21 protein-coding genes are annotated in these 26909 nt (G+C 61.3%); 14 read left to right on the forward strand and 7 right to left on the reverse strand.

Annotated features, from left to right (window positions below; translation table 11 throughout):
* The first annotated feature begins 8 nt into the window (after positions 1-8).
* Positions 9-356, forward strand: a complete 348-nt coding sequence (locus tag DBP26_RS16450) for an immunity 8 family protein (protein WP_108238587.1) — start codon at positions 9-11, stop codon at positions 354-356.
* A 1289-nt stretch (positions 357-1645) separates the two neighbouring features.
* Positions 1646-3907 (forward strand): catalase/peroxidase HPI, encoded by a 2262-nt coding sequence (katG, locus tag DBP26_RS16465; RefSeq protein WP_108238588.1) that lies wholly within the window; start codon positions 1646-1648, stop codon positions 3905-3907.
* Between the two features lie 82 nt (positions 3908-3989).
* Here the strand turns inward: katG and DBP26_RS16470 are convergent, their stop codons facing one another.
* Positions 3990-4946, reverse strand: a complete 957-nt coding sequence (locus DBP26_RS16470) for an alpha/beta hydrolase (RefSeq protein ID WP_108238589.1) — start codon at positions 4944-4946, stop codon at positions 3990-3992.
* Between the two features lie 147 nt (positions 4947-5093).
* On the opposite strand from DBP26_RS16470, the gene DBP26_RS16475 reads away from it, so the two are divergent.
* Both DBP26_RS16475 and yfcF read left to right on the forward strand, forming a co-directional pair.
* Complete coding sequence (locus DBP26_RS16475) at positions 5094-5993, forward strand: LysR family transcriptional regulator (RefSeq protein ID WP_108238590.1); 900 nt, start codon at positions 5094-5096, stop codon at positions 5991-5993.
* A gap of 104 nt (positions 5994-6097) precedes the next feature.
* On the forward strand, positions 6098-6730 hold the full coding sequence (gene yfcF, locus DBP26_RS16480; RefSeq protein WP_108238591.1) for a glutathione transferase: 633 nt from the start codon (positions 6098-6100) through the stop codon (positions 6728-6730).
* Between the two features lie 381 nt (positions 6731-7111).
* On the opposite strand, the gene DBP26_RS16485 is transcribed toward yfcF, so the two are convergent.
* Positions 7112-9016, reverse strand: a complete 1905-nt coding sequence (locus DBP26_RS16485) for a sigma 54-interacting transcriptional regulator (protein WP_108238592.1) — start codon at positions 9014-9016, stop codon at positions 7112-7114.
* Positions 9017-9255: 239 nt separating this feature from the next.
* Between DBP26_RS16485 and DBP26_RS16490 the strand changes: the two genes are divergently transcribed.
* From DBP26_RS16490 to DBP26_RS16520, 7 genes are all read left to right on the forward strand, one after another.
* Entirely contained in the window at positions 9256-9738 is a 483-nt protein-coding gene (locus DBP26_RS16490) for an MSMEG_0572/Sll0783 family nitrogen starvation response protein (RefSeq protein ID WP_062387355.1), read from the forward strand.
* A gap of 150 nt (positions 9739-9888) precedes the next feature.
* On the forward strand, positions 9889-10866 hold the full coding sequence (locus DBP26_RS16495) for a Nit6803 family nitrilase (protein WP_108238593.1): 978 nt from the start codon (positions 9889-9891) through the stop codon (positions 10864-10866).
* Positions 10853-11935, forward strand: a complete 1083-nt coding sequence (locus DBP26_RS16500; RefSeq protein ID WP_108238594.1) for an MSMEG_0568 family radical SAM protein — start codon at positions 10853-10855, stop codon at positions 11933-11935. The genes DBP26_RS16495 and DBP26_RS16500 overlap by 14 nt, the downstream gene beginning before the upstream one ends.
* A 69-nt stretch (positions 11936-12004) precedes the next feature.
* A complete protein-coding gene (locus tag DBP26_RS16505) occupies positions 12005-12577 on the forward strand; it encodes an MSMEG_0567/Sll0786 family nitrogen starvation N-acetyltransferase (protein ID WP_108238595.1) in 573 nt (190 codons plus the stop codon).
* On the forward strand, positions 12570-13598 hold the full coding sequence (locus tag DBP26_RS16510) for a sll0787 family AIR synthase-like protein (RefSeq protein ID WP_108238596.1): 1029 nt from the start codon (positions 12570-12572) through the stop codon (positions 13596-13598). Before DBP26_RS16505 ends, DBP26_RS16510 begins: the two co-directional genes overlap by 8 nt.
* Position 13599: 1 nt before the next feature.
* Positions 13600-13920, forward strand: coding sequence for an MSMEG_0570 family nitrogen starvation response protein (locus DBP26_RS16515; protein WP_108238597.1), 321 nt, complete (start codon positions 13600-13602; stop codon positions 13918-13920).
* A 56-nt stretch (positions 13921-13976) separates the two neighbouring features.
* Positions 13977-15257, forward strand: a complete 1281-nt coding sequence (locus DBP26_RS16520) for an MSMEG_0569 family flavin-dependent oxidoreductase (protein WP_108238598.1) — start codon at positions 13977-13979, stop codon at positions 15255-15257.
* Between the two features lie 55 nt (positions 15258-15312).
* On the opposite strand, the gene DBP26_RS16525 is transcribed toward DBP26_RS16520, so the two are convergent.
* Positions 15313-16641: an endonuclease/exonuclease/phosphatase family protein gene (locus tag DBP26_RS16525; RefSeq protein WP_108238599.1), complete on the reverse strand. Its 1329-nt coding sequence runs from the start codon at positions 16639-16641 to the stop codon at positions 15313-15315.
* 42 nt (positions 16642-16683) lie between these two features.
* Positions 16684-17520 (reverse strand): hypothetical protein, encoded by an 837-nt coding sequence (locus tag DBP26_RS16530; RefSeq protein WP_108238600.1) that lies wholly within the window; start codon positions 17518-17520, stop codon positions 16684-16686.
* Positions 17521-17795: 275 nt separating this feature from the next.
* Between DBP26_RS16530 and DBP26_RS16535 the strand changes: the two genes are divergently transcribed.
* From DBP26_RS16535 to DBP26_RS16545, 3 genes are all read left to right on the forward strand, one after another.
* Positions 17796-18527, forward strand: a complete 732-nt coding sequence (locus tag DBP26_RS16535; protein WP_108238601.1) for a GntR family transcriptional regulator — start codon at positions 17796-17798, stop codon at positions 18525-18527.
* Positions 18528-18660: 133 nt separating this feature from the next.
* Entirely contained in the window at positions 18661-19950 is a 1290-nt protein-coding gene (locus tag DBP26_RS16540; protein WP_108238602.1) for an MFS transporter, read from the forward strand.
* Positions 19951-20015: 65 nt separating this feature from the next.
* Complete coding sequence (locus DBP26_RS16545) at positions 20016-20861, forward strand: amidohydrolase family protein (RefSeq protein WP_108238603.1); 846 nt, start codon at positions 20016-20018, stop codon at positions 20859-20861.
* Positions 20862-21027: 166 nt separating this feature from the next.
* On the opposite strand, the gene DBP26_RS16550 is transcribed toward DBP26_RS16545, so the two are convergent.
* The 3 genes from DBP26_RS16550 to DBP26_RS16560 are packed head-to-tail and all read right to left on the reverse strand — an operon-like array spanning position 21028 to position 26822.
* Complete coding sequence (locus DBP26_RS16550; RefSeq protein ID WP_108238604.1) at positions 21028-22446, reverse strand: efflux transporter outer membrane subunit; 1419 nt, start codon at positions 22444-22446, stop codon at positions 21028-21030.
* Positions 22430-23596: an efflux RND transporter periplasmic adaptor subunit gene (locus tag DBP26_RS16555; protein ID WP_108238605.1), complete on the reverse strand. Its 1167-nt coding sequence runs from the start codon at positions 23594-23596 to the stop codon at positions 22430-22432. The genes DBP26_RS16550 and DBP26_RS16555 overlap by 17 nt, the downstream gene beginning before the upstream one ends.
* A complete protein-coding gene (locus DBP26_RS16560) occupies positions 23586-26822 on the reverse strand; it encodes an efflux RND transporter permease subunit (protein WP_108238606.1) in 3237 nt (1078 codons plus the stop codon). The genes DBP26_RS16555 and DBP26_RS16560 overlap by 11 nt, the downstream gene beginning before the upstream one ends.
* Positions 26823-26909: the final 87 nt, after the last annotated feature.

The raw sequence follows: 26909 nt of genomic DNA on the forward strand, positions 1-26909 counted from the left end.
GAGGAGTGATGCGTGCTGTTATAAAAGGTATTTATAATGATATTTTTGATGTTGAGACTTACAGGCCTGAGAGTGTTGATAACTTTTCTTTGAGTCTTCGTATTCGGATTGGGCTTGATGGTACACAAGGAACAGATGATTTTGAGCTTTTTATCTGCACGCCGAAGTGGCTAGAAGAGACAGTGTGGGAGGCTCGTTGGGGGAGAGGTTTATTAATGGTTCGAGAATATGACTTTTCAACTATTGTTGGATTTGTTCATGATTATGTGAGTCGCTGCGAGGGAGATAGCTGGGAAACCATCGCGATGCAACTAGGAAAGGTGTTCATTTGGGAGTTTGATGATTACCAAATTTAGGAGAATCTTTTCGATGCTGGCGTCACGCTAGTGTTGTTTTTTGCTTGCTGGAAAGAGTTGCTAAGCAAACAGCTAACTCCTACACCAATTTTGGAAATGGGCATGTGGTTGTCTATGGTCCTGAGGGACGTGTACTATATGAAGTATTTAGCTCACGGATTAAGATCGTCGAATGGATCCAAGCACTGAATGTAATGTATTTTCCTAAAAAGGAAAATGACACAAAAGCTTTTGAGGGAAATGTTCTGCAGTCGGTTCTCGAGGATTTAAGATTGAACGATGAAAAGTTATCAGGGAAATATCTCAAAAAAATCTTTGAGTCTGTTTGTTTTGGATATTGGCTCTGAGGGGTTTTTTTTCGTATGTAGGTAACCTTGTTTCATTAGAGCAGGCAATTTCTGTTCTGGGTTTGCTTTCTCCCGATTTTATTGAGTTGGATGATCACGTTTTTTGGCTGCCTAATGCCCAGCAATTCGATCCGCAAAAATTTCATTTAGAGGGGCTGGTCGAAACCGAAGCTGGTCTATTGAAAAAAAAGCAGCTCGGGTAGGGATGTTGAACGATACAAAAATCTATTTTCAATAAATCAGTTCTTTTCAAAGTGGGCAGATGCACCAGATCGACCTTTGTTCAAGGTTGGTCTCTCGAAAGAGAATTATCGTCTTTGTTATTTATTTGCTGAGCAGATCGCAAAATATTGGGGGGTGCGCTTTATCAAGCAGTTTTCCAGAGAGAGCGTTTCAGTTTGAAATTGCTGATAATCTTCTGGATGAATATGGTGTATGTCTGACATTCTGCCAGCCGTAGTTTCGCCTTCTCTACATTGGCACAGGTACATCGGTTAAAGCGGGGTTCTTCCGATAAGGCCATAAAAAGTTTTGGAAAATCTTACAAGTGGAATTCTGTCATAAACACCTGCGTATTCCCAAGGCCATGATCATTAGGGGTTCGGTGGTAGAGGCCGCGCGTAGCGTTCGCTCTGTTCTAGTCAGTGCAGGTGAACCTCGTAGCGCCTTTGAAGCGGCCCTCCCTCAGCCGGCAGGGAGGTCACCCCCCACAATCCCCAGCAACCAAATCCCCTGAAAGATCCCCTCTATCACCCCCCAACACTCCGCCTATTAGATCTCTCCGCGATCAGTACTACGCTAGTTAGCGTCGGCGCGAGCCGCTGCGCTTGACCCTGATAAGGCGATAACAACAAGCACCCTGTGCGACTGTGCTCAGTCGCCTGTTCCCGGCCTGCTTTGCAGGGGCGACGGGAGGGTGGATCCGATCAAAGGTAGATCATCATGGCTAATGAATCGAAGTGCCCGTTCAACCACGCTGCTGGCGGTGGGACCACGAACCGCGACTGGTGGCCGAACCAGTTGAACCTGAACATTCTTCACCAGCATTCCTCGCTCTCAGACCCAATGGGCGAGGGCTTTGATTACGCGCAGGCGTACAAGAGCCTGGATTTTGCGGCGGTCAAGCGCGATTTGCAGGCGCTCATGACGGACTCCCAGGCATGGTGGCCTGCCGATTTCGGTCACTATGGGCCGCTGTTCATCCGCATGGCCTGGCACAGTGCCGGGACCTATCGCACCGGGGACGGGCGCGGCGGGGCGGGTTCGGGACAGCAGCGGTTTGCCCCGCTCAACAGTTGGCCGGACAACGTCAGCCTGGACAAGGCGCGGCGGTTGATCTGGCCGGTGAAGCAAAAGTACGGCAACAAGATTTCCTGGGCGGACCTGATCGTGCTCACCGGGAACGTTGCGCTCGAGTCCATGGGCTTCAAGACGTTCGGGTTTTCCGGGGGACGCGCGGACGTCTGGGAACCGGATCAGGACGTTTATTGGGGCTCGGAAACCACGTGGCTTGGCGGCGAAGAGCGCTACGGCGCGCACAAGGACATGGAGCAGCCGGGGCAGGGCGATCTGGTTGCCGAGCCTGCTAAACACGGCGAAGAGCAGAGCCGCACCGCGGGTGATCGGAATCTGGAAAAGCCGCTCGCTGCGGTGCAGATGGGCTTGATTTACGTCAACCCGGAAGGCCCTGATGGCCACCCGGATCCGGTCAAGTCGGCCATCGATATTCGCGAAACCTTCGGCCGCATGGCGATGAACGACGAGGAAACCGTTGCGTTGATCGCCGGCGGCCATGCGTTCGGTAAGACCCACGGCGCGGGCCCGGCGGACAATGTCGGGCCGGAGCCGGAGGCGGCGGGGCTGGAGGAGCAGGGTTTTGGCTGGCGCAATAAGTTCGGCACCGGCAAAGGGGGCGACACGATCACCAGCGGCCTGGAAGTCACGTGGACGTCAACCCCGACAAAATGGAGCAACCAGTACCTGGAGAACCTCTTCGATTTCGACTGGGAGCTGACCAAAAGCCCGGCAGGCGCTCATCAGTGGCGGCCCAAGGACGGCCGTGGCGCGAACACCGTGCCCCACGCCCATGATCCGAACAAGCGGCAGGAGCCGCGCATGCTGACGTCGGATCTGGCGCTGCGTTTCGATCCGGCCTACGAAAAGATTGCCCGTCGCTTCAAGGAGAACCCCGACCAACTGGCCGATGCGTTCGCCCGCGCCTGGTTCAAGCTCACGCATCGCGACATGGGCCCGTTGGCCCGTTATCTCGGTCCGGAAACACCCACCGAAGAACTGCTCTGGCAGGACCCGCTGCCCGCGCCGCAGGGTCCGTCGTTGGACGACAGCGACGTCACGGCCCTGAAAGAAAAGGTATTGGCATCGGGACTCAGCGTTTCTCAACTGGTGTCCACGGCCTGGGCAGCGGCCTCGACCTTCCGTGGTTCGGACAAGCGGGGTGGGGCCAACGGCGGGCGGCTGCGTCTGGCGCCGCAAAAGGACTGGCCGGTCAATCAGCCTGCGCAACTGGCGAGCGTGTTGCAAACCTTGGAGCGGATTCAGGGCGAGTTCAACGGCGGGCAGGGCAAGCACCTGTCCCTCGCTGATTTGGTTGTGATCGCCGGCAACGCGGCGGTCGAGCAGGCGGCCCAGGCGGCCGGTCAACAGGTGACCGTGCCGTTCGCGCCAGGCCGGGTGGACGCCTCGCAAGCGCAGACCGATGTGGAATCCTTCGGGTTTCTGGAGCCGATTGCCGATGGGTTCCGCAATTACCTCAAGGGCAAGTACAACGTGTCCGCCGAGAAGCTGTTGGTGGACAAAGCGCAGTTGTTGACCCTCACAGCGCCCGAGATGACGGTGCTGCTGGGTGGCCTGCGAGTGCTGGGTGCCAATGTGGACCAAAGCACACACGGCGTCTTCACCTCACGGCCCGGGGTGCTGACCAACGACTTCTTCAAGCATTTGCTGGACATGGGCGTGGAATGGAAACCTGTTTCGGCGAGCAACGATACCTTCGAGGGACGTGATCGCACGACTGGCGAAGTGAAATGGACGGGCACGCGGGTCGACCTGGTCTTCGGCTCACATGCCCAGTTGCGGGCCATTTCTGAGGTGTACGGCAGCGATGATGCCCACGGCAAATTCGTGAAGGATTTCGTCGCGGCCTGGACCAAAGTGATGAACCTGGACCGTTTCGATCTGCGCTGATCGCGCTTTGAGTGTGACGCCAATGAAAACGCCTCCGTTCGGAGGCGTTTTCGTAGGCGCTGATCAGACGCAGGACACCCCGTTACGGCGTGACGTTGGCGTCCAGGAAACGATGGATCTGATCGCCGATTTCGTCGACATGGGTCTCCAGCGCAAAGTGGCCGGTGTCGTAGAAATAGACCTGTGCCTTGGCGATGTCACGCTTGAACGCGGTGGCGCCCGGCGGCAGGAAGAACGGATCGTGCTCGCCCCACACCGCCAGCAACGGTGGCTGGTGCTTGCGGAAATACGCCTGGAACTCGGGGTAGCGTTTCACGTTGTTGGCGTAGTCCTTGAACAGGTCCAGCTGGATTTCATCGTTCCCTGGCCGGGCCACGAAAGCGGCATCCAGGGTGTAGGCCTCGGGGGCGACGCGGTCCGGGTCTTTGACGCCTTGGGTGTATTGCCATTTGATCGAGGGCGCGCTGAGGAAGTCGCGCAGCGCATCGCGATTGGCCTGGCTCGGATCGTTCCAGTAGCGTTGAATCGGGCTCCAGCCGCTGCTCAGGCCCTCTTCGTAGGCGTTGCCGTTCTGGCTGATGATGGCGCTGATGCGCTCAGGGTGCGCAACCGCCATGCGCCAGCCGACCGGTGCGCCGTAGTCGAACACTTCGAGGGCGTATCGCTTCAGGGAGAGTGCTTCGGTGAAGCCGTCCATGGTTTTGGCCAGGTTATCGAAGGTGTAGGCGTAGTGCGCGCGATCCGGGCTGTCCGAAAAGCCGAACCCTGGCATGTCGGGGGCCACCACGTGGTAACGGTCCGCCAGTTTGGGAATCAGCTCGCGGTACATGAAGGACGACGTTGGAAAGCCGTGCATCAGCAACACCGTCGGTTTGGCAGGGTCGCCAGCCTCGCGATAAAAGATCTTCACGCCTTGCACCTCCACAAAGTGATGGCTCACCTTCGGCTGCGGCGAGGGTTGGGGGGCGGCCTGGGCACTGGCGCCGGTCAGCATGGCGACGGTGAGCGTGGTGGAGGCCAGCAAGCGATTCAGTTTCATGGCGGTACTCCTGCAATTGGCTGTGCGGCCCAAGCCGCGTTATGGATGGAGCCGTTGGTGACTCGTTGAGGGCCATGTTGCAGCTTTCCAGGAATCAGCAGAATCCCTTAATCTTGGGAACCGACTTACCAGAAAATGGAAGGATGAATGGATCGCTTCGAATCAATGGCGATGCTCGTAGCAGCCATCGACAACGGCAGCCTCTCGGCGGCCGGGCGGGTAATGCATGTGCCGCTGCCCACGCTCAGCCGGAAAATCACCGAGCTGGAGGCTCGATTGGGGACCCGCTTACTGATTCGCGGGACCCGCAAGCTGACATTGACCGATGCTGGCGTGGCCTATGTCGCGGCGGCGCGGCGGATACTCGAGCAGGTGGACGACGCGGAACGGGAAGCCGCGGGAGAGTTTCAAACCCCCAAAGGCGAACTGGTGATCACTGCGCCTGTGTTCTTTGGCCGTTTGCATGTGCTGCCAGTGGTCACGGACTTCCTGACGCTGTACCCCGAAATCAACGTGCGGTTGCTGTTGGTCGATCACAACATGCACCTGATCGACGAGCACGTCGATATGGCGGTGCGCATCGGCAAACTGCCTGACAGCGCGCTGTACGCCACCTATGTCGGCCCGATGCGTTCAATGGTGTGTGCCAGCCCGCACCTGCTGGCGACCCATGGCGTACCGACGGTCCCTGACGATTTGCGCAGGTTTCCGATCGTCCGCGTCGTCATGCCCGTGCCGACGCCGGGTTGGCAGTTTCGCTCACCGGACGCTGGGGGTGTGGTCGACATTCCGGTTTCACCGCGACTGGCGGTGTCCACTGCTGAGGCCGCCGTGCAGGCCGCGATTCGTGGGGTCGGCGTGGTAAACCTGATGCGTTATCAAGTGCTTGAGGCGATCCAGGCCGGCCAACTGGAACCGTTGCTTGAGCCCTTCGAACTCGATCCATCGCCCATTCACCTGTTGCATGCCTCGCGAGGCCAAATGCCGTTGAAGATGCGCTGTTTTCTGGACTTTGCCCGACCCAGGCTACAAGCAATACTGGCATGAGCGCGCCGCATTCCCGTCGGGAATGCCCCCATGAAAAAGCCGAATTTCCCTTGCGCCGTGCATTCTCGTAGCGTGGCGGTTCCCCTGGATATGGAGTTCATGCCGTGAACGATGCCCCGCTGCGCCTGTACGTCGATGCCCGATTCACCAGTCCCTATGCGATGTCGGTGTTCGTGACGCTGACAGAAAAGGCAATCGACTTCGAACTGATCAAGGTCAACCTCGGCGCCCAAGAGCAATCGGCCCGGAGCTACGCCGAACTGTCGCTCACCCAGCGTGTGCCTACGCTGGTGCACGGCGAATTTGCGCTCTCGGAGTCGTCGGCGATCATTGAGTACCTCGACGAGTGTTTTCCAAGTGTGCCGGTCCTGCCTCGGGGGCTTGAAGACAAGGCCCGGGCACGGCAAATCCAGGCCTGGTTGCGCAGCGACCTGATGCCCATTCGAGAAGAACGCTCGACGCTGGTGATTTTCTACGCACAGGCAGCCGGGCCATTGTCCCCCGAGGGTCAGGCGGCCAAGGCCAAGCTGATCCATGCCGCGCAGGCCTTGTTGGCAGACGGGCGTCAGCATCTGTTCGGCGACTGGTCGATCGCTGATGTGGAGTTGGCAGTGATGCTGAACCGGTTGCTGCTCAACGGCGACGAGATGCCTGAGTCCTTGGGGCAATACGCCCGTCGTCAGTGGCTCCGGCCCAGTGTCCAGGCTTGGGTGAACGTGCAGCGTTCCTCGCTTTGAGCTGTCATCGGGGCTGGCGATGGAGTCAGCCTTGTTTTTAATGAAAGCCTCGGTCGGACTCATCTGATCTGTATTTTTATCGACTATCTGGCGCTGTATTGAAACAGATCCAGCCCCCACAATTACCGTCATCCCCGGTCACGATAATGGGACCGACCCACGCGAACGGGCGCCATGAACGCGTCTGTATCGCGCACATCGAGAGGTGATTTTCATGGGCAAGATGACGCTGTTTCTTCTGGGCTTTCTGGCGCTGACGATCTCCATCGGCCTGCTGGCCACCATCCCGCCGGGCTGATGGCGGAGCTCGGTACTTAACGCTGTGGTCCAAGAGAGCTCGTTTAAGCGGGCGCATCCTTGCTGAGCGATTCAACGATGCGTTCAACGCCATTCCATCCCCAGGCGCTTCAGGCGCGAGGCCAGTGTCGTCGGCTTGACCCCCAACAACTCCGCCGCGCCCCCTTTGCCGAACAGTTTGCCGTTGGCTGCCTGCAAGGCAGCCTGCAGGTTGCTGCGTTCCAACTCGTGCATTTGCGATTCCGTCAAAAAGCCGCCCGAGGGCAGGGGGGCGCTCGCTGACGGGCTGACGGCCTTGGGTTCGTCCGGCAAATCCAGGTTCAGGTCGGCACCGGTCGAGGTGATCAACCCCCGTTCGATCACGTTCTGCAACTCGCGGATATTGCCCGGCCAGGAGTAGTTCTGCAGCCGTTCGATATCGCTGTTGCGCAGTCGCCTGCCTGGCATATTCAGGCGTTTGCTCACTTGCTTGAGAAAATGCGCGGCCAGCGGGGCGATGTCCATCGGGCGGTCGCGCAGGGCTGGCGACTGAATAGGGAACACGTTGAGGCGGAAATACAGGTCTTCGCGGAAATGCCTGGCCCCCACTTCTTGCCGAAGATCCCGGTTGGTGGCGGCGATGATCCGCACGTCTACTTTGCGCGTGCGTTCCTCGCCGACACGTTCGAACTGGCCCTCCTGCAACACCCTGAGCAGCTTGCTCTGCAACTCCAGCGGTATTTCGCCGATCTCGTCAAGGAACAGCGTGCCGCCATCGGCCAGCTCGAAGCGCCCGACACGGTCCCTGACCGCACCGGTGAAGGCGCCCCGGATGTGGCCGAAAAATTCGCTCTCGAACAGCTCGGTGGGAATCGCAGCACAGTTGACCCGGATCAGCGGATGCGCGCTGCGCCGGCTGGCCTGATGAATGGCGCGGGCGATCAGTTCTTTACCCGTGCCCGACTCTCCGTTGATCAGCACGCTGGCGTCGGTGGGGGCGACCACGTCGATCTGTTTGATGATCTTCAGGATCGGTGCGCTCTGGCCCACGATCTCGCGGAAGTTGTGCTCGATGTGGATTTCTTCTTGCAGGTAGGCGTTCTGGTCCTCCAGCCGCTGTTTGAGGACCTTGAGCTCTTCCAGCGCGGTTTGCAGCCGGGCCTCGGTGGTGCGGCGCTCGGTGATGTCGCGAAACACCACCACCGCCCCGGCAATGCGACCGTCGGAGATCACCGGCGTGCTGGTGAACTCGACCGGAAAGAAACTGCCGTCCCGCCGCCAGAACACTTCCTGCCGGCCCTCATGCACCACGCCATCGTGTACGGCCTTGTAGATGGGGCAGTCTTCCACCGGATAGTGGCTGCCGTCCTCGTGGCTGTGGTGGTGAATACGGTGGATGTTCTTGCCGATCATGTCTTTGACTTCCCAGCCGAGCATGCGCGCGCCAGCCGGATTGACGAAGGTCGCCAGCCCCTGGCTGTCGATGGCGTAAATACCGTCGCCCACGGAACTGAGCAGCAACTGGTTGTCGCGTTCGGACTCCTGAAACAGGTTGAGGATGTTGCGCCATTCGATCAGCCCGCCACGCATCGTGCGCTCCGTGTGGGCCTGGTCCTGTTGGTAGCGCTGCTGGCTCGCTTCGCGCATCACCAGAATCAGCTGTGGCTTGCCCTTGACCTGCAGCGTGGTCGCGGAAATTTCCAGCTCGATGCGTTCGCCGGTCTTGATGTTGCAGCTCAAGTCATCCGTCCAGCCGCGACCCTTGTCCATCACCGCCTGGGTAAACACGATCAGGTCCGCCAATTGGTGCCCGAACAGTTTGCTGACCGGCATTTCCAGCAACGCCTGGCGCGGATGACCCATCAGCTTGCAGGCGGCAATGTTCAGGTCGCCGAAGTGGTCAGCGAAAGGGTCGAGCAGGGCGATGGCCTCGGCGCAATGCTCGAACACCATGTGCCGCGAGGAATAGGCCAGGTCGGCCCAGCCAATCAGCGAATCCGGTTCGTTCATGACTACGAAATCTCGTGGTTGGGCGGTACGAATAATCGTAGTTCTACGGGATTGCGTAGCCAGCGAAAAGCATCAGTAGGCGCCCAATTAACCGGATCAGATCGCGATTGTCTGCGAAATCAACAGGTTAGGCCGCTCGCTCGAACGGCGGATTTTTCTGGCACGGCGTTCGCTGTGGTCAGGGTGTCACCCGGTGATCGAAACAGACCACCGACACACCCTGAGAACGGAGCGACGACATGCCAAGCGTAGACATCAACCACTATCAAGACGGCGACTTTCTGGTCAATTACGAAGAGAAGGTGTTCGAGGACGTCAAAGCCGAACCGGGCGAAAAAGCCTTGCTGACCTTCCACACCATCGCCTTCGAAGGGTCGATCGGGCTGGTCAACATGCTCCAGGCCAAGCGCCTGCTGCGCAAGGGTTTCGAAACCAAAGTGCTGCTCTACGGACCGGGCGTGCAACTGGGTGTCCAGCGCGGCTTCCCGACCCTCGGCGCCGAGGCCTTTCCGGGCCACTTGGCCGTGAACAACCAGATCAAAGCGTTCATGGCTGAAGGGGGCGAGGTCTACGCCTGCCGTTTTGCTCTCCAGGCGCTGTATGGCCAGACCGAGAAAGCGCTGATCGAAGGCATCCGCCCAATCAACCCGCTGGACGTGATGGACCTGCGCCTGCTGATGCGTCGCGAAGGCGCGATGATCATCGATACCTGGACGGCGTAATGCGCTGATGATCGTTCCCACGCTCCGCATGGGAACGCATCCCGGGACGCTCCGCGTCCGTTGTGCCGGCGCAGAGCGCCTGGAGCGGCGTTCCCACGGGGACCGTGGGAACGATCAACACAAATCCGAGAGCCGCAGGAAATACCTGACATGACCACCATCCGCGCCGCCGCCGTTCAGTTCAGCCCTGTGCTGTACTCCCGCGAAGCCACCGTCGCCAAACTGTGCCGTACCCTGCTCGAATTGGGCCGCGAGGGGGTGCAGTTCGCGGTCTTCCCCGAAACCGTGGTGCCGTATTACCCCTATTTTTCCTTCGTCCAGCCGCCGTTCGCCATGGGCAAGGAGCACCTGCAGCTGCTGGAGCAATCCGTCACCGTGCCTTCCGATGTCACCCGCCAGATTGGCGAGGCGTGCCGAGAGGCGGGCATTGTCGCCTCAGTGGGCGTGAACGAGCGCGAAGGCGGCACGATCTACAACGCCCAGCTGTTGTTCGACGCGGACGGCAGCTTGATTCAACACCGACGCAAGATCACCCCCACCTATCACGAACGCATGGTCTGGGGGCAGGGCGACGGCGCTGGCCTGCGTGCCGTGGACAGCGCCGTCGGGCGCATTGGATCGCTGGCCTGCTGGGAGCATTACAACCCGCTGGCGCGCTACGCGCTGATGGCCGATGGCGAGCAAATCCACGTCGCGATGTTCCCCGGCTCCCTGGTTGGGGACATCTTCGCCGAACAGATCGAGGTCACCATTCGCCATCACGCGCTGGAATCCGGCTGCTTCGTGGTCAACGCCACCGCCTGGCTCGATGCCGATCAGCAGGGCCAGATCATGCAGGACACCGGCTGCGCGTTGGGTCCGATATCCGGCGGCTGTTTCACTGCGATCGTCTCGCCGGAAGGCAGGCTGCTGGGCGAGCCGTTGCGCAAGGGGGAGGGCTGGGTCATCGCCGATCTCGATTTGAAACTCATCGACAAACGCAAGCGCATGATGGATTCAGTGGGGCATTACAGCCGTCCCGAATTGCTCAGCCTGCTGATCGACCGCACCCCCACCGCCAAGCTGCACGAGCGCCATGCGCACCCCATGATGCCTGCCCGCGAGGAGCTCGATCATGCAGACCAGTGAATTGCTCGCCGAGCTGCAATGCCATGGCGTCCGCTGGCCGGCCGCCCAGAACGGCCTGTCGCGCAAGGGCGGTGCCGGGCCATCGGACCATAAGGCGCTGACGGTCGAGGGACGGACCATGATGGTGCCCATCCTCAATCAAGCCTCGCAGAATTCTCCCTATCAGGCGCAACCCAGCGCCGATGGCAGCCTGGCGCTGATCTTCCGCGAGGGCGTGCAAGTAGGCCAGGTGAAGATGCCGGGGGTGCCCAACTTCTACAGCCGCAGCACCGCTGACGGCATTCCCTACTGGAAAATCGCCACCTTGCACAGCGCCGATGTGCTGGCCACCACGGTGTTGCAGCACTGCATTCGGTTCAATGATCGCAGCACGTCCTGCCAGTTCTGCGCCATCGGCCAGTCGCTGGCGGCGGGCAAGACCATTGCCCGCAAGCGCCCGCAGCAACTGGCCGAAGTGGCCAAGGCGGCCGTCGAGTTGGACGGGGTGAAGCACATGGTCATGACCACCGGCACCCCCCAGACCCCGGATCGCGGTGCTGCGATTCTCTGCGAGTCGGCGGCCGCCGTGACGGCTGCGGTGGACCTGCCGATCCAGGCCCAATGCGAGCCGCCGGATGACGACCGCTGGTTCCAGCGGCTGGCCGACAGTGGCGTGGTATCGCTGGGCATGCACTTGGAAGCCGTCACCGAAGAGGTGCGCCAGCGGATCATGCCTGGCAAGGCCGAGGTGCCGCTGAGCCGGTATTTCGAGGCGTTCGAGGCGGCGGTCGAGGTGTTCGGGCGCGGCCAGGTCAGCACCTACATCCTGGCGGGCCTGGGTGACAGCGAAGAGGCGATCACCGACATGAGCGAGCGCCTGAGTGCCCTGGGCGTCTACCCCTTCGTGGTGCCTTTCGTGCCCATCGACGGCACGCCGCTGGCCCATCACCCCAAACCCGACAGCGCCATGATGGCCCGTCTCTACCCGCAGATCGGGGCCAGCCTGCGCCGCCACGGATTGCACTCGGACAACATCAACGCAGGCTGTGCGAAGTGCGGGGCGTGTTCGGCGTTGAAACATCATGAATAAAGGCGCGACCCATCGCTTTTTGTAGAAGCGCGCTTCTGCAGGCGGTATTCATTCCACGGGAGACGCATCATGAACAATCTGGCCTTTGCCCTCGTCGACAGCACGTTCGAACCCTTTCGTGCCGGCGAACTGGTGGTCAAGCCCGCCACGGAAAACTGGGAGAAGCAGGCCTACTTCGCACTGCGCCGTGCGGTGTTTTCCGATGAGCAGCAATTGCTGGCGCACGACAAGGACAGCCACGACTTCCAGGCGATTGCCATCGTCGCCTTGGCCGGCAACTGCGGAATGGCCGATCAAGTGGTCGGTGCCGTGCGCATTTATCCGTCCTCGGAGGAGACGGTGCCGAGCCTCTGGTTTGGCGGTCGACTGTGTGTCGCCCAGGCTTACCGACGGCACAGCATGATCGGCAAGGCGTTGGTCAACGAGGCGGTGTCGCGGGCCAAGGAACTGGGCTGCGAAACCTTTCGTGCCACCGTTCAAGCGCCCAATGAGGCGTACTTCCATGGCTTGCACTGGCGGACCCTCGACCGACTGGACGTGCTCGGCCAGCCTCACTGCCTGATGCAGGCAGACCTGGCGAGTTACCCGTTGATGCCGCGTCAGGTCTCGCTGCAGCCATTGAAGGGGGCGCGTCATGGCTGAGCTCATCGACCTCGGCGCACTGCTCGACACCCTCCGCCACACGCCGGCCATGGCGTCCAAACAGGCGATCCAGCAGCCTGCGCAGGCGATGGCCGCGGTTGACCAACCTTTGAGCCGTGAAGCGCTGTACGCGTTGCCCGGCGACGACACCGCGGCGATTGCCTGCGGCGACCAGTTTCAACTGCTGGCCATCGAAGGCATGTTGCCCGGTTTCGTCAGCGCCGCGCCCTGGTTCGCAGGCTGGTCGGCGGTGATGGCCAACGTCAGCGACATCACTGCCATGGGCGGTCGGCCCACGGCGGTGGTCAACGCTTACTGGCACCACGATCAGGCGCAGTCGCACGCCATCCTTGCCGGTATTCGCGCGGCGTGCGACGCCTACGGGCTGATCCTCGCGGGCGGGCACACCAGCCTGGCGGCCAATCACCCGGCCGCATTGGCGGTGGCGATCACCGGGACCGCCAGCCGATTGCTGTCGACCTTGCACGTCAAGCCGGGGCAAGTCATCGCCATGGCCGTCGACCTCGAAGGCGTCTGGCACGCCGACAGCACGTACTGGAAAGCCTTCGAAGGCGTACCCGCAGAACGCCTGCGCAGCAAGCTCGAAGTGCTGCCGCGGCTGGCAGAGGCGCAATGGCTGCAGGCGGCCAAGGACATCAGTAACGCGGGGGTACTGGGCAGTCTGCTGATGCTGCTTGAAACCACCGGCTGCGGGGCCGACGTCGACCTTCTGCGCCTGCCTTGCCCAGCCGACGGCGACCTGTTGCGCTGGCTTCAGGTGTTCCCCAGTTACGGCTTTCTCATGACCCTGAACGAGGCCGATTGGCCCAACGTTCAGGCCGCGTTCGCCTTCGAGGGCCTGCGCTGCGAACGCATCGGTCAGGTCACCGACAGCGCCGAATTGAGTGTCCAGCACGGCCTGCAGCGCCGTGTCTTCTGGAACCTCCACGAGCAGCCGTTCACCGGCTTCAGCTACGCCCACCTCGATCTTTCACCGTTGTTCGTACACAAGGAGCACTGACATGCCCGCCGTCAACTTCAGGATTCGCTGGCCCAATGGCAAAGAGGCCGCGTGCTATTCGCCCTCGACCGTGATCTACGACCATCTGCAAGAAGGCGCCAGCTACCCGTTGGCCGATTTTCTCCAGCGTGTGGAAGGTGGGTTGAACAACGCGTCGGAGCGGGTGAAACAAGTCAAAGGCTTTTACTGCAGCTCGGCGATGGACACCCTCGGCATGCTTAAAGGCCAGGCACAGGTGCAGGAGGACGGGGCGGTGGAGGTGCTCAGCATGAGGACAGAAGGCGGTGGCCGAGTGACTGGGGCCGGGTGGAGTTCTTTTTGATTAAACCCGGTTCCTCTGTCCTTCATTTCAACCACATATTCTTTGGAGCCATGACCATGCCCAGCTCGATCACCCCCCTCAAAACGCCGCACCACAGCGTGATTATCGTTGGCGGCGGGCAGGCCGGCCTGTCGGCCAGCTATTACCTGCAGCAGCAGAATGTCGACCATCTGGTGCTGGAAAAGCACAGCGTCACCCACACCTGGCGCGACCAGCGCTGGGATGCGTTCAGCCTGGTCACTCCCAACTGGCAATGCGCGCTGCCCGGCTACCGGTACAGCGAAGAGCACGGTGGGCAGGACCCTCACGGCTTCATGAAGAAAGACCAGATCAATGATTACCTCGCAGGCTTCGTCAGGGCGGTCAATGCGCCGGTTCGCGAAGGGGTAGCGGTCAAGCGCGTGACCCCTCGGCCAGCGGGAGGCTTCGACGTGCAGACGTCCCATGGGGACTTCACCGCCGATCAGGTGATCTGCGCCTCGGGTGGCTATCACACGCCGATCATTCCGCGTCTGGCCGAGCGCCTGCCGGCAGGCATCACGCAGATTCACTCCGAGCAGTACCGCAATCCGCAGGCGCTGCCGGAGGGCAATGTCCTGGTGGTCGGCTCCGGGCAGTCCGGGGCGCAGATCGCCGAGGACCTTCATCTGGCCGGTCGCAAGGTGTACCTGGCCGTGGGCGACGCCCCGCGATGCGCACGCTTCTACCGTGGCAAGGACGTGGTCGATTGGCTCGCCGAGATGGGCTATTACCAGATCGGCGTGGATACCCATCCTTTGCGCGAGGGGGTGCGGGACAACACCAACCATTACGTCACCGGTCGCGATGGCGGCCGGGACATCGATCTGCGCAAATTCGCACTGGAAGGGATGGCGTTGTTCGGTCGGCTGGACGGACTGGTAGGCGATGTGCTGCAGTTTTCGACGAACCTGGCCGACAGCCTCGACAAGGCCGACGCCGTCTACAACCGCATCAATGCCTCCATCGACGCGTACATTGCCGAGCAGGGCATCGAGGCGCCGGCGGGCGAGCGCTACGCGCCGGTTTGGGCCCCCTCGCAGGAACAGGCGCAATTGAGCCTGAGCGAAGCGGGCATCACCAGCATCATCTGGTGCATCGGTTTCACCCCGGATTTCAGCTGGGTCGATGCGCCTGTATTCAATGGCCGTGGCCATCCGGGCCATGTGCGTGGGGTCACGACGCAGCCGGGCTTGTATTTCCTCGGCTTGCCGTGGCTATACACCTGGGGTTCCGGCCGTTTCTCGGGCGTGGCGCGGGATGCGCAGTACCTGGTGGAGCACATCGCCCGGGTGCGGGCCAAGCACAAGGTGGCGTGAGCAGCCAGGGTGGGCGCGCCGGCAACGGTGCCGGGCACGCCCTATGCGGTGGATATCACAGGGGGAAGCTGAACTCGAAACTGGCGGCCAGATGGTCGGACGGGCCTGCTGCGCTCACGCGTCCCGTGGCCACCGGATCGATCGTTCCGTTGCTGACCGCGTAATCCAGCATGGAGGCGGGCTGCGTACTGGGGTGGGTCTCCGACGCCGGCAGGGCCAGTTGGGCAAGCTCGGGCGGCGAAATCCAGTTGCCTTGCGCCGTCGTGGGCCGCGGGTCTCTGTTGAAGTCGCCTGCCATCACGAAACGCGTCGGCGTGTGCCAACTGACCTCCCTGAGCATGCGCGGCGCGTTCGAGCCCCCGTTGGAAATGGCGTGGAAGTTAAAGGCGGTAACGGTGTGCCTTGGTGCGTTTCGCCAACGGATTTCGACGCCGAGCGCCGGTCGGTAGGAGGGGGCGTCGTTCGCCGTGGGCAAACCGTCGGAAACGACAACCGGGCTGACGGCTTCGATGTCGCTGCCACTGGCGACGAGGATGGCCAGATTCACCCGCAGCCGCTGAACGTCGAGAAAGAAGATCTGATATTGCTCGCCGCGTGTGGTACTGCCTGCTTGCCACAGGTAGTGACTGACCCTGAGCGTATTGCCGAACTGGTCCTGTGGGAAGTGGTCTGCGACGTGAGCCGCTGATGCGGGCGGCTGCCCGGCCTCTTGAAGCATGACGATGGCATTTTCTCGGGCCAGCGCCAGTACGAACGTGCGCCATTTGGTGTCGGTGGCTTCGGACGAACCTTGCATGTTCCACGTGGCCAGGCTCAGGGTTCTGGGCGTACCCGTGGACGAACGACCCACCTCGATGCGTGTGCCCTGAGCGTCGTTGATCACCCGCGCGTGGTGATAATCCCTCAACGCCCCTTGCAGCTGAATGCGCGACATCCACGGTCCGTAAGCTGCACCGACGATGATCTGCAGCATCCGCAACGCATCGGCGTGGTCCAGTGCCATCGGCCCGTGGGGCGCACGCAGGCCGTTCATGATGAAGCTGTGATGCAGGTGATAAAAACTGAGCAGTACCGGGAACGTGCCTTGGGGGCGGACACGGCTGATCAGGCTGATGAAACCCGCGTCGTTATAAAGCCGACTGAACAGCGAGGTGAGTGTCTGCGCGAGCTGGCATTGCATTGGCTCGTTGGCGCTGCGCATGTAGTGGAAGGACAAGGTGTAGGTCAGGTAGGCCGCGTTGTGGCGAGCGTCTTCCGGACTGGACGAAGCTAACTGGACAATGTCGGTGATCACCACTTCAAGCTGAGTTTCAAAGGAATTGAACCCGTCAAGCGTCAATAAGTGTTGATCGATGTAATCGCGGATAGTTGAGCGAATCGGCATGCTGGATCTCGCACTAAAGGGTTATCAGTGAATGCCTGTCGTTTATCGAGAGAACACGACATTGAGTTCGCCGTTATGCGAGGCAGCCGAAGGGCTGGCCGTGCTGCAGGTCAAGGAATGGCTCAACGCGGGCGGGCTGATCGCGTTGCCGTCATAGCCGTACAGTTCCAGCGCGCCGGTGTTTCCGGCAAATATCAGCTTGAGTAGGCCGTTATGAATCGTGATGCCGGGCGAATGCTCATACGCCTGGTCGATCAAAAGCACGCGCCGGCTCCATTTGAAGCCGTCGTATTTCATCATCCAGAAGCGTCGGTCTCTCCGGTCCCGGTAGAACAGGTGAATCATGTTTTGATAGGTGATCGCTACCGGGCTCAGGTGGGTCATCGCCGGGCCGTCGCTGCCGGTGGGGACGATCGAGGAGCGTGTCCATTCCATCATGTCCGATGACGACTTACGGAAGATGTTTTCGCTGTCGGGCACTGTGCAGAACATATGCATGACGCCGTTGAGCGCAGCGAAAGTCGGTGTTTCCGAGAGGTCGCCGAACAGGCGAGGAACAGCGACAAAGCGTTTCGAGACTTCATTGTAACGGCACACTTTCATGTGCTGCTTGTTGTTCGCGTAGATCAGGTACAACCCGTCGTTATGGCTCACCAGTGCAGGCACGATACTGCTGACAGCGTCGACTCCGTCTACAAAATCCCAACCCAGTGCGCCGCGCTTACTGATGACTTTAACGTTGCCGAGTTCTTCATCCAGGTAAGTGCAGTACATCAGCCCATGGTGCACGGCTGTTCGGCAGCCCCGATCGGAGGCCGAGTAGAGTTCAATTTCGTCGCTCAAGATGCCGTTGAGGTTATGGGTGTAATACAGGTGCATGAGGGTGTGATCCATCTATCAATGAGTGGGTCACGTAAACAGCCCCGTTGGCATCGGCCAATGGGCCATTTCTGCCGAGCAGGTCCGGCGTTCCGGACGGACAGCGAGGGAAATCCATGCAAGGTATGTAGGAACACGTCATCGACGTTCCACAAATGGATGGCGAACGCTAGCTGCCGGACGGCGCACGGCGGACCTTGACGAGCATCTGTAACGGAATGATACTTCGCTCAAATTCATATAGATGACTAGATAACTACAACAGCGAAGCCGCCATGAATCGTCTATCCAGTGATGTCCGCCTGCCGCTTTACCAACGTCTGCGTGATCAATTGGCCGAGCAGATTGCCAACAACCGCTGGCGCCCCGGTGAGGCCATTCCCACGGAGGCCGCGTTGTCCACCGAGTATTGCCTCTCCACTGGCACCGTGCGCAAAGCCATCGATATGCTGGTCAACGAGAATATTCTCGAACGCCAGCAGGGACGTGGGACCTTCATCCGCCGCCCTCAGTTCCAATCCTCGCTGTTCCGCTTCTTTCGCTTTCAAAGCATGGCCGGCGAGCGCCAGGTGCCGGAAAGCCGCATCTTGTCCATCGAGCCGGTGACTGCGCCTTCCGCCGTGTCGCAAGCGTTGGGCTTGCCGCTGGAGGCGCCCGTCATCCGCATGATCCGCCTGCGTCTGCTCGACGCCCAGCCGGTGCTCGCCGAAGAAATCTGGTTGCCTCAGGTGCAGTTCCAGGCCCTGCTCGAAAACGACCTGAGCAAAGAGGGCCCGCTGCTTTATCCGATCTACGAGACGCTGTGTGGCCAGGTGGTGGCCTACGCCGAAGAAACCCTCACCGCCGAGGCCGTAAACGACGTGCATGCGCGTCTGTTGCAAGTGCCCGAGGGCAGCCCCGTGGTGGTGATCGAACGCCTGGCCCGCAACTACGCCGGTCAGCCACTGGAGTGGCGGCGCTCGCGAGGGCATGCCAGCCATTTTCGATACAGCGTGGATATTCGCTGATTCAAAGATGCCTTGAGGGAAGGCGCCGCTCTTGCCCCAAAGGCCTCATGTTTGCCCTTGCTGTACAAGCCAAGCCTGTCACTCAGAACGGGCCCCACAACAACTGCCGCACCTACGTATAAGGACAACAAGCATGTTCAACTGGTATCGACAAGTCACCCCACGGGAGCGCAAGACGTTCTGGGCCTGTTTCGGCGGGTGGTCGCTGGACGCCCTGGAAGTCCAGATGTTCGGTCTGGCCATTCCGGCGCTGATCGCCGCATTTGCGTTGAGCAAGAGCGATGCCGGGCTGATCAGCGGTGTGACCCTGGTCACCTCCGCACTCGGTGGCTGGCTCGGCGGCACGCTGTCGGACCGTTACGGTCGCGTGCGGACGTTGCAGTGGATGATTCTCTGGTTTTCCTTCTTCACGTTCCTGTCGGCGTTCGTCACCGGCTTTCATTCGCTGTTGATCGTCAAGGCGCTGCAGGGCTTCGGCATCGGGGGCGAGTGGGCCGCGGGTGCGGTGCTGATGGCCGAAACCATCAATCCCAAATACCGCGGCAAGGTCATGGGCACGGTTCAAAGCGCCTGGGCGGTGGGCTGGGGCCTGGCGGTGGGTGTGTTCACGTTGATCTATTCCTTCGTGCCGGCGGATATCGCCTGGCGGGTGATGTTCCTGGTCGGCCTGTTGCCGTCCTTGCTAATCATCTGGGTGCGCCGCAACGTCGAAGAACCGGACAGCTTCCAGCGTCTGCAAAAAAACAACGCCACCGGTCAGAGTTTTTTCAAGTCCATGGCTGGTATCTTCCGACCTCAACTGCTGCGCGTAACCCTGCTGGGTGGCCTGCTGGGCCTGGGTGCCCACGGCGGTTACCACGCGGTGATGACCTGGCTGCCGACCTTCCTCAAGACCGAGCGCAACCTGTCGGTGCTCAACTCCGGCGGATACCTGGCCGTGATCATTTTCGCGTTCTGGTGCGGTTGTGTGGCCAGTGGCTTCATGATCGATCGTATCGGCCGCCGGATGAACATCGTGCTGTTCGCCCTGTGCTGCGTCATCACCGTGCAGTGCTACGTGTTTCTGCCACTGACCAACACGCAGATGCTGTTCCTGGGTTTCCCGCTGGGCTTCTTCGCCGCAGGCATCCCGGCCAGCCTCGGGGCGCTGTTCAACGAACTGTACCCGGCAGACGTGCGCGGGGCAGGCGTCGGCTTCTGCTACAACTTCGGTCGCGTGCTGTCGTCAGTGTTCCCTTTCCTGGTAGGGCACATGAGTGAGTCCATGTCCCTGGGTTCGGCCATCGGCATCGATGCCGGTATCGCCTATGGCGTTGCCGTGATCGCCGCGCTGTGCCTGCCGGAAACCCGCGGCCGCAGCCTTGAAAACAGCGCTGCTGACGCCACAGGCAGCGCGCCGCGCAGTGAAACCGCCAGCGCTTGATGTTTCCTTATGGCGGCGGGTTCGGTGACACCGCAACCTTCCGCCTCTTCCGATAGATGAGACCCATGTCCGACACCTTTCCCGCGTCGATCCTCGGTATCGACGGCCACGCACACGTATTCAGCAGCGAGCTGGATCTGACATCGGCACGACGCTACTCACCGGATTACGACGCCACGCTGGCGATGTATCAGCACACTCTGCACAGCCATGGCCTGAGCCACGGCGTGCTGGTGCAGCCGAGCTTCCTGGGCACCGATAACCGTTATTTGCTCGACGCATTGAAGCAAGCACCCGAGCAACTGCGCGGCGTGGCGGTGGTGGAGCGCGACATCGCTCGCGCCGAACTGGAGGAGATGGACCGCCAAGGCGTGGTCGGTATCCGCCTGAACCTCATGGGCAAGGCGCTTCCGGACTTTTCCGAGCCGCAATGGAAGGTCCTGTTCGGGCACGTCGCTGAACTCGGCTGGCACGTTGAACTGCATCGGCACGTGATGGACATCCCTACGCTGATCCATGGCCTGATGCCGTTTGGCGTGAAGATCGTCGTCGATCATTTCGGTCGCCCCGATGCGCGATCTGGCCTCGATCAGGCGGGCCTGCGTGAGATGCTGGAACTGGGCTTGAGTGGTCAGGTCTGGGCAAAGGTCTCTGGCATCTACCGGCTGGAAGGCACCCCTCAAGAAAACCTTGAGTTCGCTCGCGTGCTGCTACCCTTGCTGCTGCAAACCTTCGGCCCGCAGCGACTGGTGTGGGGCAGTGACTGGCCGCACACCCAGCATGAACAGCGGATCAGCTATGCCTCGGTGGTCGAGCAGTTGCAGGCGCTGGGCTGCACACCGCAGGTGATGCGCTCACTGCTGATCGAGTCGCCGCAGGTGCTGTTCGATTTCTCGGTGGTTGAGGCGTGAGACGCGGTCTGAAGGGCGTCGCTGAAGTGCTTCTGCCGAAGGCGTAGAAGCGCGCTTGGTCTGGGCCGCACTCGGACGATGGCGTCAATTCAGACACAGTGATGTTGAAGGATAGATCGCATTCGTCCGAGTGCGGCTCAGACCAAGCGCGCTCCTACTGGGGTGCTTAGCTACCTGATGTCCACCCCCCACCCAACGCCACCGCCAACCCGACGCTGGCCTGCAACCGACTAGTGTCCACTTCCTGCAACCTTCGCTGCGCCTGCAACGCATTGGTCTGCGCCGTCACCACGTCCAAATAATTCACAGCCCCCGCCTCATAGCTGCTGGTCGCCATGCGTTCGGCGCTTTGTGCAGCCTGCACGGCGGCTTGCTGGTCCTGGGATTCCTGCTCCAGGTCACGCAACTGGCCCAGGTTGTCTTCCACTTCACGCACGGCTTTGAGTACCTGACTGTGGTACTGCGCGGCGGCTTCTTCGAACTCAGCCTTCGCCTGGCGCTCGTTGGCGCTGCGGCGGCCGCCATCGAAGATCGGCAGGCTGACCAGCGGCCCCAGCGCCCAATAGCGGTTGGCCGCCGCCAGCAGGTTGCCGCTGCCTTGGGTCTGGCCGCCGAGCAGACCGGTCAGGCTGAAATCGGGATACCACGCCGCTTTTGCCACGCCAATGTTGGCGTTGGCGGCGAACACGCGACGCTCGGCGGCGGCGACGTCGGACCGTTGTTGCAACAGGCTGCCGGGGAGCGCCTGGGGGATGTCCGGCTGCTTCAAGGGTTCAGCATCATGGACGAGCGCGAAGTCGCTGGGCAGCACGCCCACCAATTCGGCGATGGCGTGTTCACTCAGGTTGCTCTGGGCCTTCACATCGTCCAGTTGCGCCCGGGCCTCGGCCAGTTGGCTTTGGGCACGGGTCAGGTCCAGCGCCGAGGCGATCTTGCCTTCATAGCGGTCGCGGGTCAGTTGCAGGGCCTGGGTGTAGTCGTTCAGTGAGGCTTGCAGAATTCGGCTTTGCGCATCCAGCCCACGGGCCTGAACGTAGAGCGTCGCCAGTTGCTTTTGCAGGCTCAGGCGCGCGACGGCCAGGTCGTCTGCGGAGGCTTGAGCCTGGGCGTCACCCGCTGCCACCTGGTTGCGAATCTTGCCCCATAGGTCCGGGTCGAAATTGAGGCTAAAACCGGTCGTGTCGCTGTTGTACACCGAAGGCTGAGCGTTGCCGCGCAGGGGCCTGCGGTCCGACTGCCGCTGACGCAACGGCGCCACACTGGCGTTCACCTGCGGGAACAGCCCGGCGTGCAACTGGCTGGCATAGGCCACCGACGCCTCGTAATGGGCAAGGGCCGCTTTCAAGTCGGGGTTAGCGTCCAGTAACCGGTGTTGCAGTCGATCGAGTTGTGCGTCCTGAAACACCGCCCACCATTGGCGTTGCAACTGATCGGCGGGTTTCGCCGGACGCCACGGCCCTGCGTCTTCCTTGAAGTGCTCAGGCATCGGGACGGCAGGGGGCGTGTAGTTCGGCGCCAACGAGCAGCCTTGCAAGGTCAGCGCGCCCACCATGGCCAGCGCGAGGTATTCAAGCCTTGGGCGCATGTGCACCTCCGGCGTCGGCCACTTGCACCGCGTCGTTTTCACGCAGGGCATCGGGCGGGTTGTCGATGACCTTGTCGGCGGCCTGCAGGCCTTGATCGATCACCAGCCGGTCGCCCAGGTCCATGGCGATGTGAATGTTGCGCAGGTGCACATGACCGCTGCTGTCCAGGGTCGCGGCCTGCGTGCCCTTGGCCCGGAAAATCAGTGCACTGGCCGGGATGCTCAGACCCTGGCTGCTTGCGGCGACGGGTAAGGTGGCATCGGCGTAATCGCCGGGGAGCAGCGCGCTATCGGGGTTATCGGCAACGAACTGTGCCAGCAGCGTACCGGAACGTGGATCGACCGCCGTGGAATCCCCCAATAGCGTGGCCTTGTAGGTCTGCCCCGGGTGTTCTGGCACGCTCAACTGCACCGACAGGCCGGGGTGGATGACACTGGCGTAGTTTTGCGGAATCGGCACGTAGAGGCGCAAGCGATGGGTGTCGGCCATGCTGAACAACGGCGTGCCGCCACCATCGTCGGCCTTGATCAACTGGCCTATGTCAGTGTTGCGTGCGGTGATCGTACCGGTGAATGGCGCCCGAATGATTTTGTACGCCGTCAGGTCATTCAGGCGTCGGTAATCCGCTTCAGCGGCCTGCACATCGGCTTTCGCAGCCGTGGCAGCAGCGACCTTTTCATCCACTTCCTGTTGCGACACCGAATGCGTCGCGAGCAGGTGTTGCCACCGTTCGGCAGTGGTTTGAGCGATGCGTGCGTTAGCCTGTTGCTGAGCCAGATGGGCGCGTGTCTGCACCAGTTGCTGGTCCAGTTCCGGGCTGTCGATGTGGGCCAGGACCTGACCGGCCTGTACCTGCGTGCCGATGTCAGCACTCCAGTCTTTCAGGTAGCCGCTGACCCGAGCGTTGATCGATGCCTTGCTCCAGGCCTCCAGCCGTGCTGGCAGTTGCAGGATGTCGCCCTGAGCCTTCCGTGATGGCGAGACCACGGTCACCACCGGCATGGACTGGCTTTCGGTCCAGGCCGCGACGTCATGGTCATGACGGGTGCGTGCTGCCAGGCCGTTGGCGACCAACAGCGCCGCCAGGGTCAGGCCGCCGACGCCGGTCAGCATCAGGCGTTTACGCGAAGGGGTGTTTTCAGACGACATGGGGTGTTTCTCCATCCAGTGCACGTGGGGCGGCAGCTTGAGGTTTCGAATGACGGTGCACGAGGCTGAACACCACGGGCACGAACAGCAGGGTGGCGGTGGTGGCGAGCATCAGCCCACCGATCACTGCACGGCCCAGCGGCGCGTTTTGTTCTTGAGAGAGGGCCAGCGGCAGCATGCCGATGATCATCGCCAGCGCAGTCATGCACACCGGCCGGAAGCGCGTGTAGCCACCTTCCAGCGCTGCGAGCAAGGCGTCGCCGTGTTCGGCCAGGCGTTCTCGGCAGAAGCTCACCACCAGAATCGAGTTGGCGGTCGCGACACCCATGCACAGGATCGCCCCGGTCAGCGCCGGCACCGACAGCGAAGTCCCGCTGAGAAACAGCATCCAGACAATACCGGCCAGCGCCGCCGGTAATGCCGTGATAATCACGAACGGATCGATCCAGGATTGGAAATTGATCACGATCAGCAAATAGATGAGCACCACGGCGCCGAGCAGACCGAAGCTCAGGCCGCTGAAGGCTTCATGCAGCGCGTCGATCTGGCCGTGCAGGCTGATCACCGCGCCTTTGGGGCGAAGGTGGGCCATGCCGTCGATGACCTTTTGTACATCCCGGGCCACGCCGCCGAGGTCGCGGCCTTGCACGTTGGCGAACAGGTCCAGGGTTGGCTGAATGTTGTAGTGGGTGACGACCGCCGGGCTGTCGACCCGTTTGATCGTGGCCAGGGCACCAAGAATCTGTGACTGGCCTGTGCTGCCGGTGATCGGCAGGGCTTCCAGCGCTGGCAGGCTGTCCAGCCGGTATTGCGGGGTCGCGGCGACCACCGAATAGGACACCCCGTTCTTCGGGTTGAGCCAGTAGGTCGGCGCCACTTGTGAGGTCCCGGCCAACGAGGCGCCGAGGCTGGTGGTCACGTCTTTTTCGGTGATGCCCAGTTGCTTGGCGCGCAGGCGATCGACATCCACCTGCATCGAGGGGTAACCGGTGGACTGCTGAATGCGCAGGTCGGTGATCCCCGCAACGTGTTGCAGCCGACGCTGCAACTCCAGCGCATAGGCGCGGTTGGCGGCATCGTCGCGGCCGGAGATTTTCACGTCCAGCGGCGCCGGGTTGCCGAAGTTGAGGATCTGGCTGCTGATGTCCGCCGGCAGAAACGCAAACTGACTGCCGGGAAAACTGCGTGGCAGGGCCTCGCGCAGGCGTTTGACGTAGTCCTCGGTCGGTGCGTGGTGCGCTTTCAACGTGACCTGAATGTCGCCATCCTGTGGGCCGATCGTGCCGCTGCTGCTGTAGGCCATGTCGATGCCACTCAGGGGGATGCCGATGTTATCGATCACCGTGTCCAGTTCGTCGGCCGGGATGATCTCGCGAATGCGTTGTTCGATACGGTCGAAGGCCGCAGCACTTTCTTCGATCCGCGTCCCCAGCGGCAGACGCACGTGCAGCGACAGGGCGCCCGCGTCGGTGGCCGGGAAGAAGTCTTCGCCCAGGCTCGGCAGCAGCGCGAAGCTGGCCAGCACGCAGGCGAGGAAGCCGAGCAGGAAGGCTTTACGGCGCTTCAGGGCCAGGCCCAGCAAGCCGTAATACACGTCGCGAACGTTCGAGAAACGCTGTTCGAACCCCTGTTGGAAGCGTAAGGCAGCACGCAGGATGGCGTGGCGCTGGCGGCCATGCTGGTCGCCTTCATGGTGGTTGATGAAGGCATCTTCCGGGTGGTGGCCTGGGCCGCTTTCCAGCCCGTGAGGTTTGAGCAGGAACATCGCCAGCGTTGGCACCAGGGTGCGCGACAGCAGAAACGAACTGCCCATGGCGAAGATCACCGCCAGCGCCATCGGGCGGAACAGGTAACCGGCAATGCCTTGCAGCATGAACATCGGCACGAAGACGATGCAGATACACAGCAGCGAGACGAACGCCGGGCCGACGATCTGCCGCGCGCCGTCCATGATCGCGTCTTTCACCGCCTTGCCTTGTTCCAGGTGCCAGTTGATGTTCTCGATGGTCACCGTGGCGTCGTCCACCAGAATCCCCACCGCCAGGGCCAGTCCGCCCAGAGTCATGACGTTGAGCGTCTGGCCGGTGAGCGCAAGCAGTGCGATCGCCGACAGCACCGCCAGCGGAATTGAGGCGGCGATGATCACCGTCGAACGCCAACTGCCAAGGAACAACAGGATCATCACGCTGGTCAGCAGCGCGGCAATGATGCCTTCCCGCGCCACGCTGCCCACCGACTCCTTGACGAACACCGAGGCGTCGCCCAGCAGTGAGGTTTTCAGCTCGGGCGGCAGGGTCTCGTTGATCAGCGGCAGCATGTTGCGGATGTCATCGACAATCGACAGGGTCGAAATGTTGCCGTTCTTCAAGGCGGGCATCAGCACCGCGCGACGCCCATCGACCCGGACGATGTTGGTCTGCGGCGGCGAGCCGTCGCGCACGTGGGCCACTTGGCCGATGGTGATCAGCGCGCCGTCGACGGTCTTGATCGGCAGGTCATTGAGTTCGTCGATGGCTTGCGGGCTGTTGTTGAGCAGCACCGTGTATTCATCGGTGCCCATTTTGGAGGTGCCCACCGGAATGATCTGGTTGCCCGCTGCCAGTGCATTGCCGACGTCTTGTGCCGACAAACCTTTCGCGGCCAGCGCCTGTGGGTCGAGGTCGAGGGTGATCTGGCGCTGCTTGCCGCCCATCGGCGTCGGCATGGCCAGGCCCGGCACGGCGCTCAGGGGCAGACGAATGCTGTTCTGCACCAAGTCGCGAATCCGCGCCTCCGACAGGGTCGGGCTGGAAAAGGCCATTTGCAGGATCGGCACCGTCGAGGCGCTGTAGTTGAGGATCAGCGGTGGGGTGATCCCGGCGGGCATCTGTTTGAGAACGGTTTGCGACACCGCCGTCACTTGCGCGTTGGCGGTGCGAATATCGACGCCGGGCTGAAAGAAGATCTTGACGATGCCCATGCCAGGCAGGGATTGCGACTCGATGTGTTGGATGTCGTTGACGGTGGTACTGAGCGAGCGCTCGTAGGTGTAAATCACCCGGCCGGCCATGGCATCCGGGGACAGTCCGGCGTACTGCCAGACCACCGCCACCACGGGAATGCCAATGTCGGGGAAGACGTCGGTGGGCGTCTTGAGGGCCGCCATCGGTCCGACAATACAGATAAGAATCGCCAACACGATGAACGTGTATGGCTTGAGCAACGCAGTCTTGACCAGCCCGAGCATGCCGGAAACCTCCCATTTCGACCCGTTCGAAAGAGAGGCAGTCTTGATGCAGGGACCTAACACGCCGCTTTCAGCCAGATGAACAAA

Source organism: Pseudomonas sp. RIT409, from assembly GCF_003052515.2.
Taxonomy (GTDB): Bacteria; Pseudomonadota; Gammaproteobacteria; order Pseudomonadales; family Pseudomonadaceae; genus Aquipseudomonas.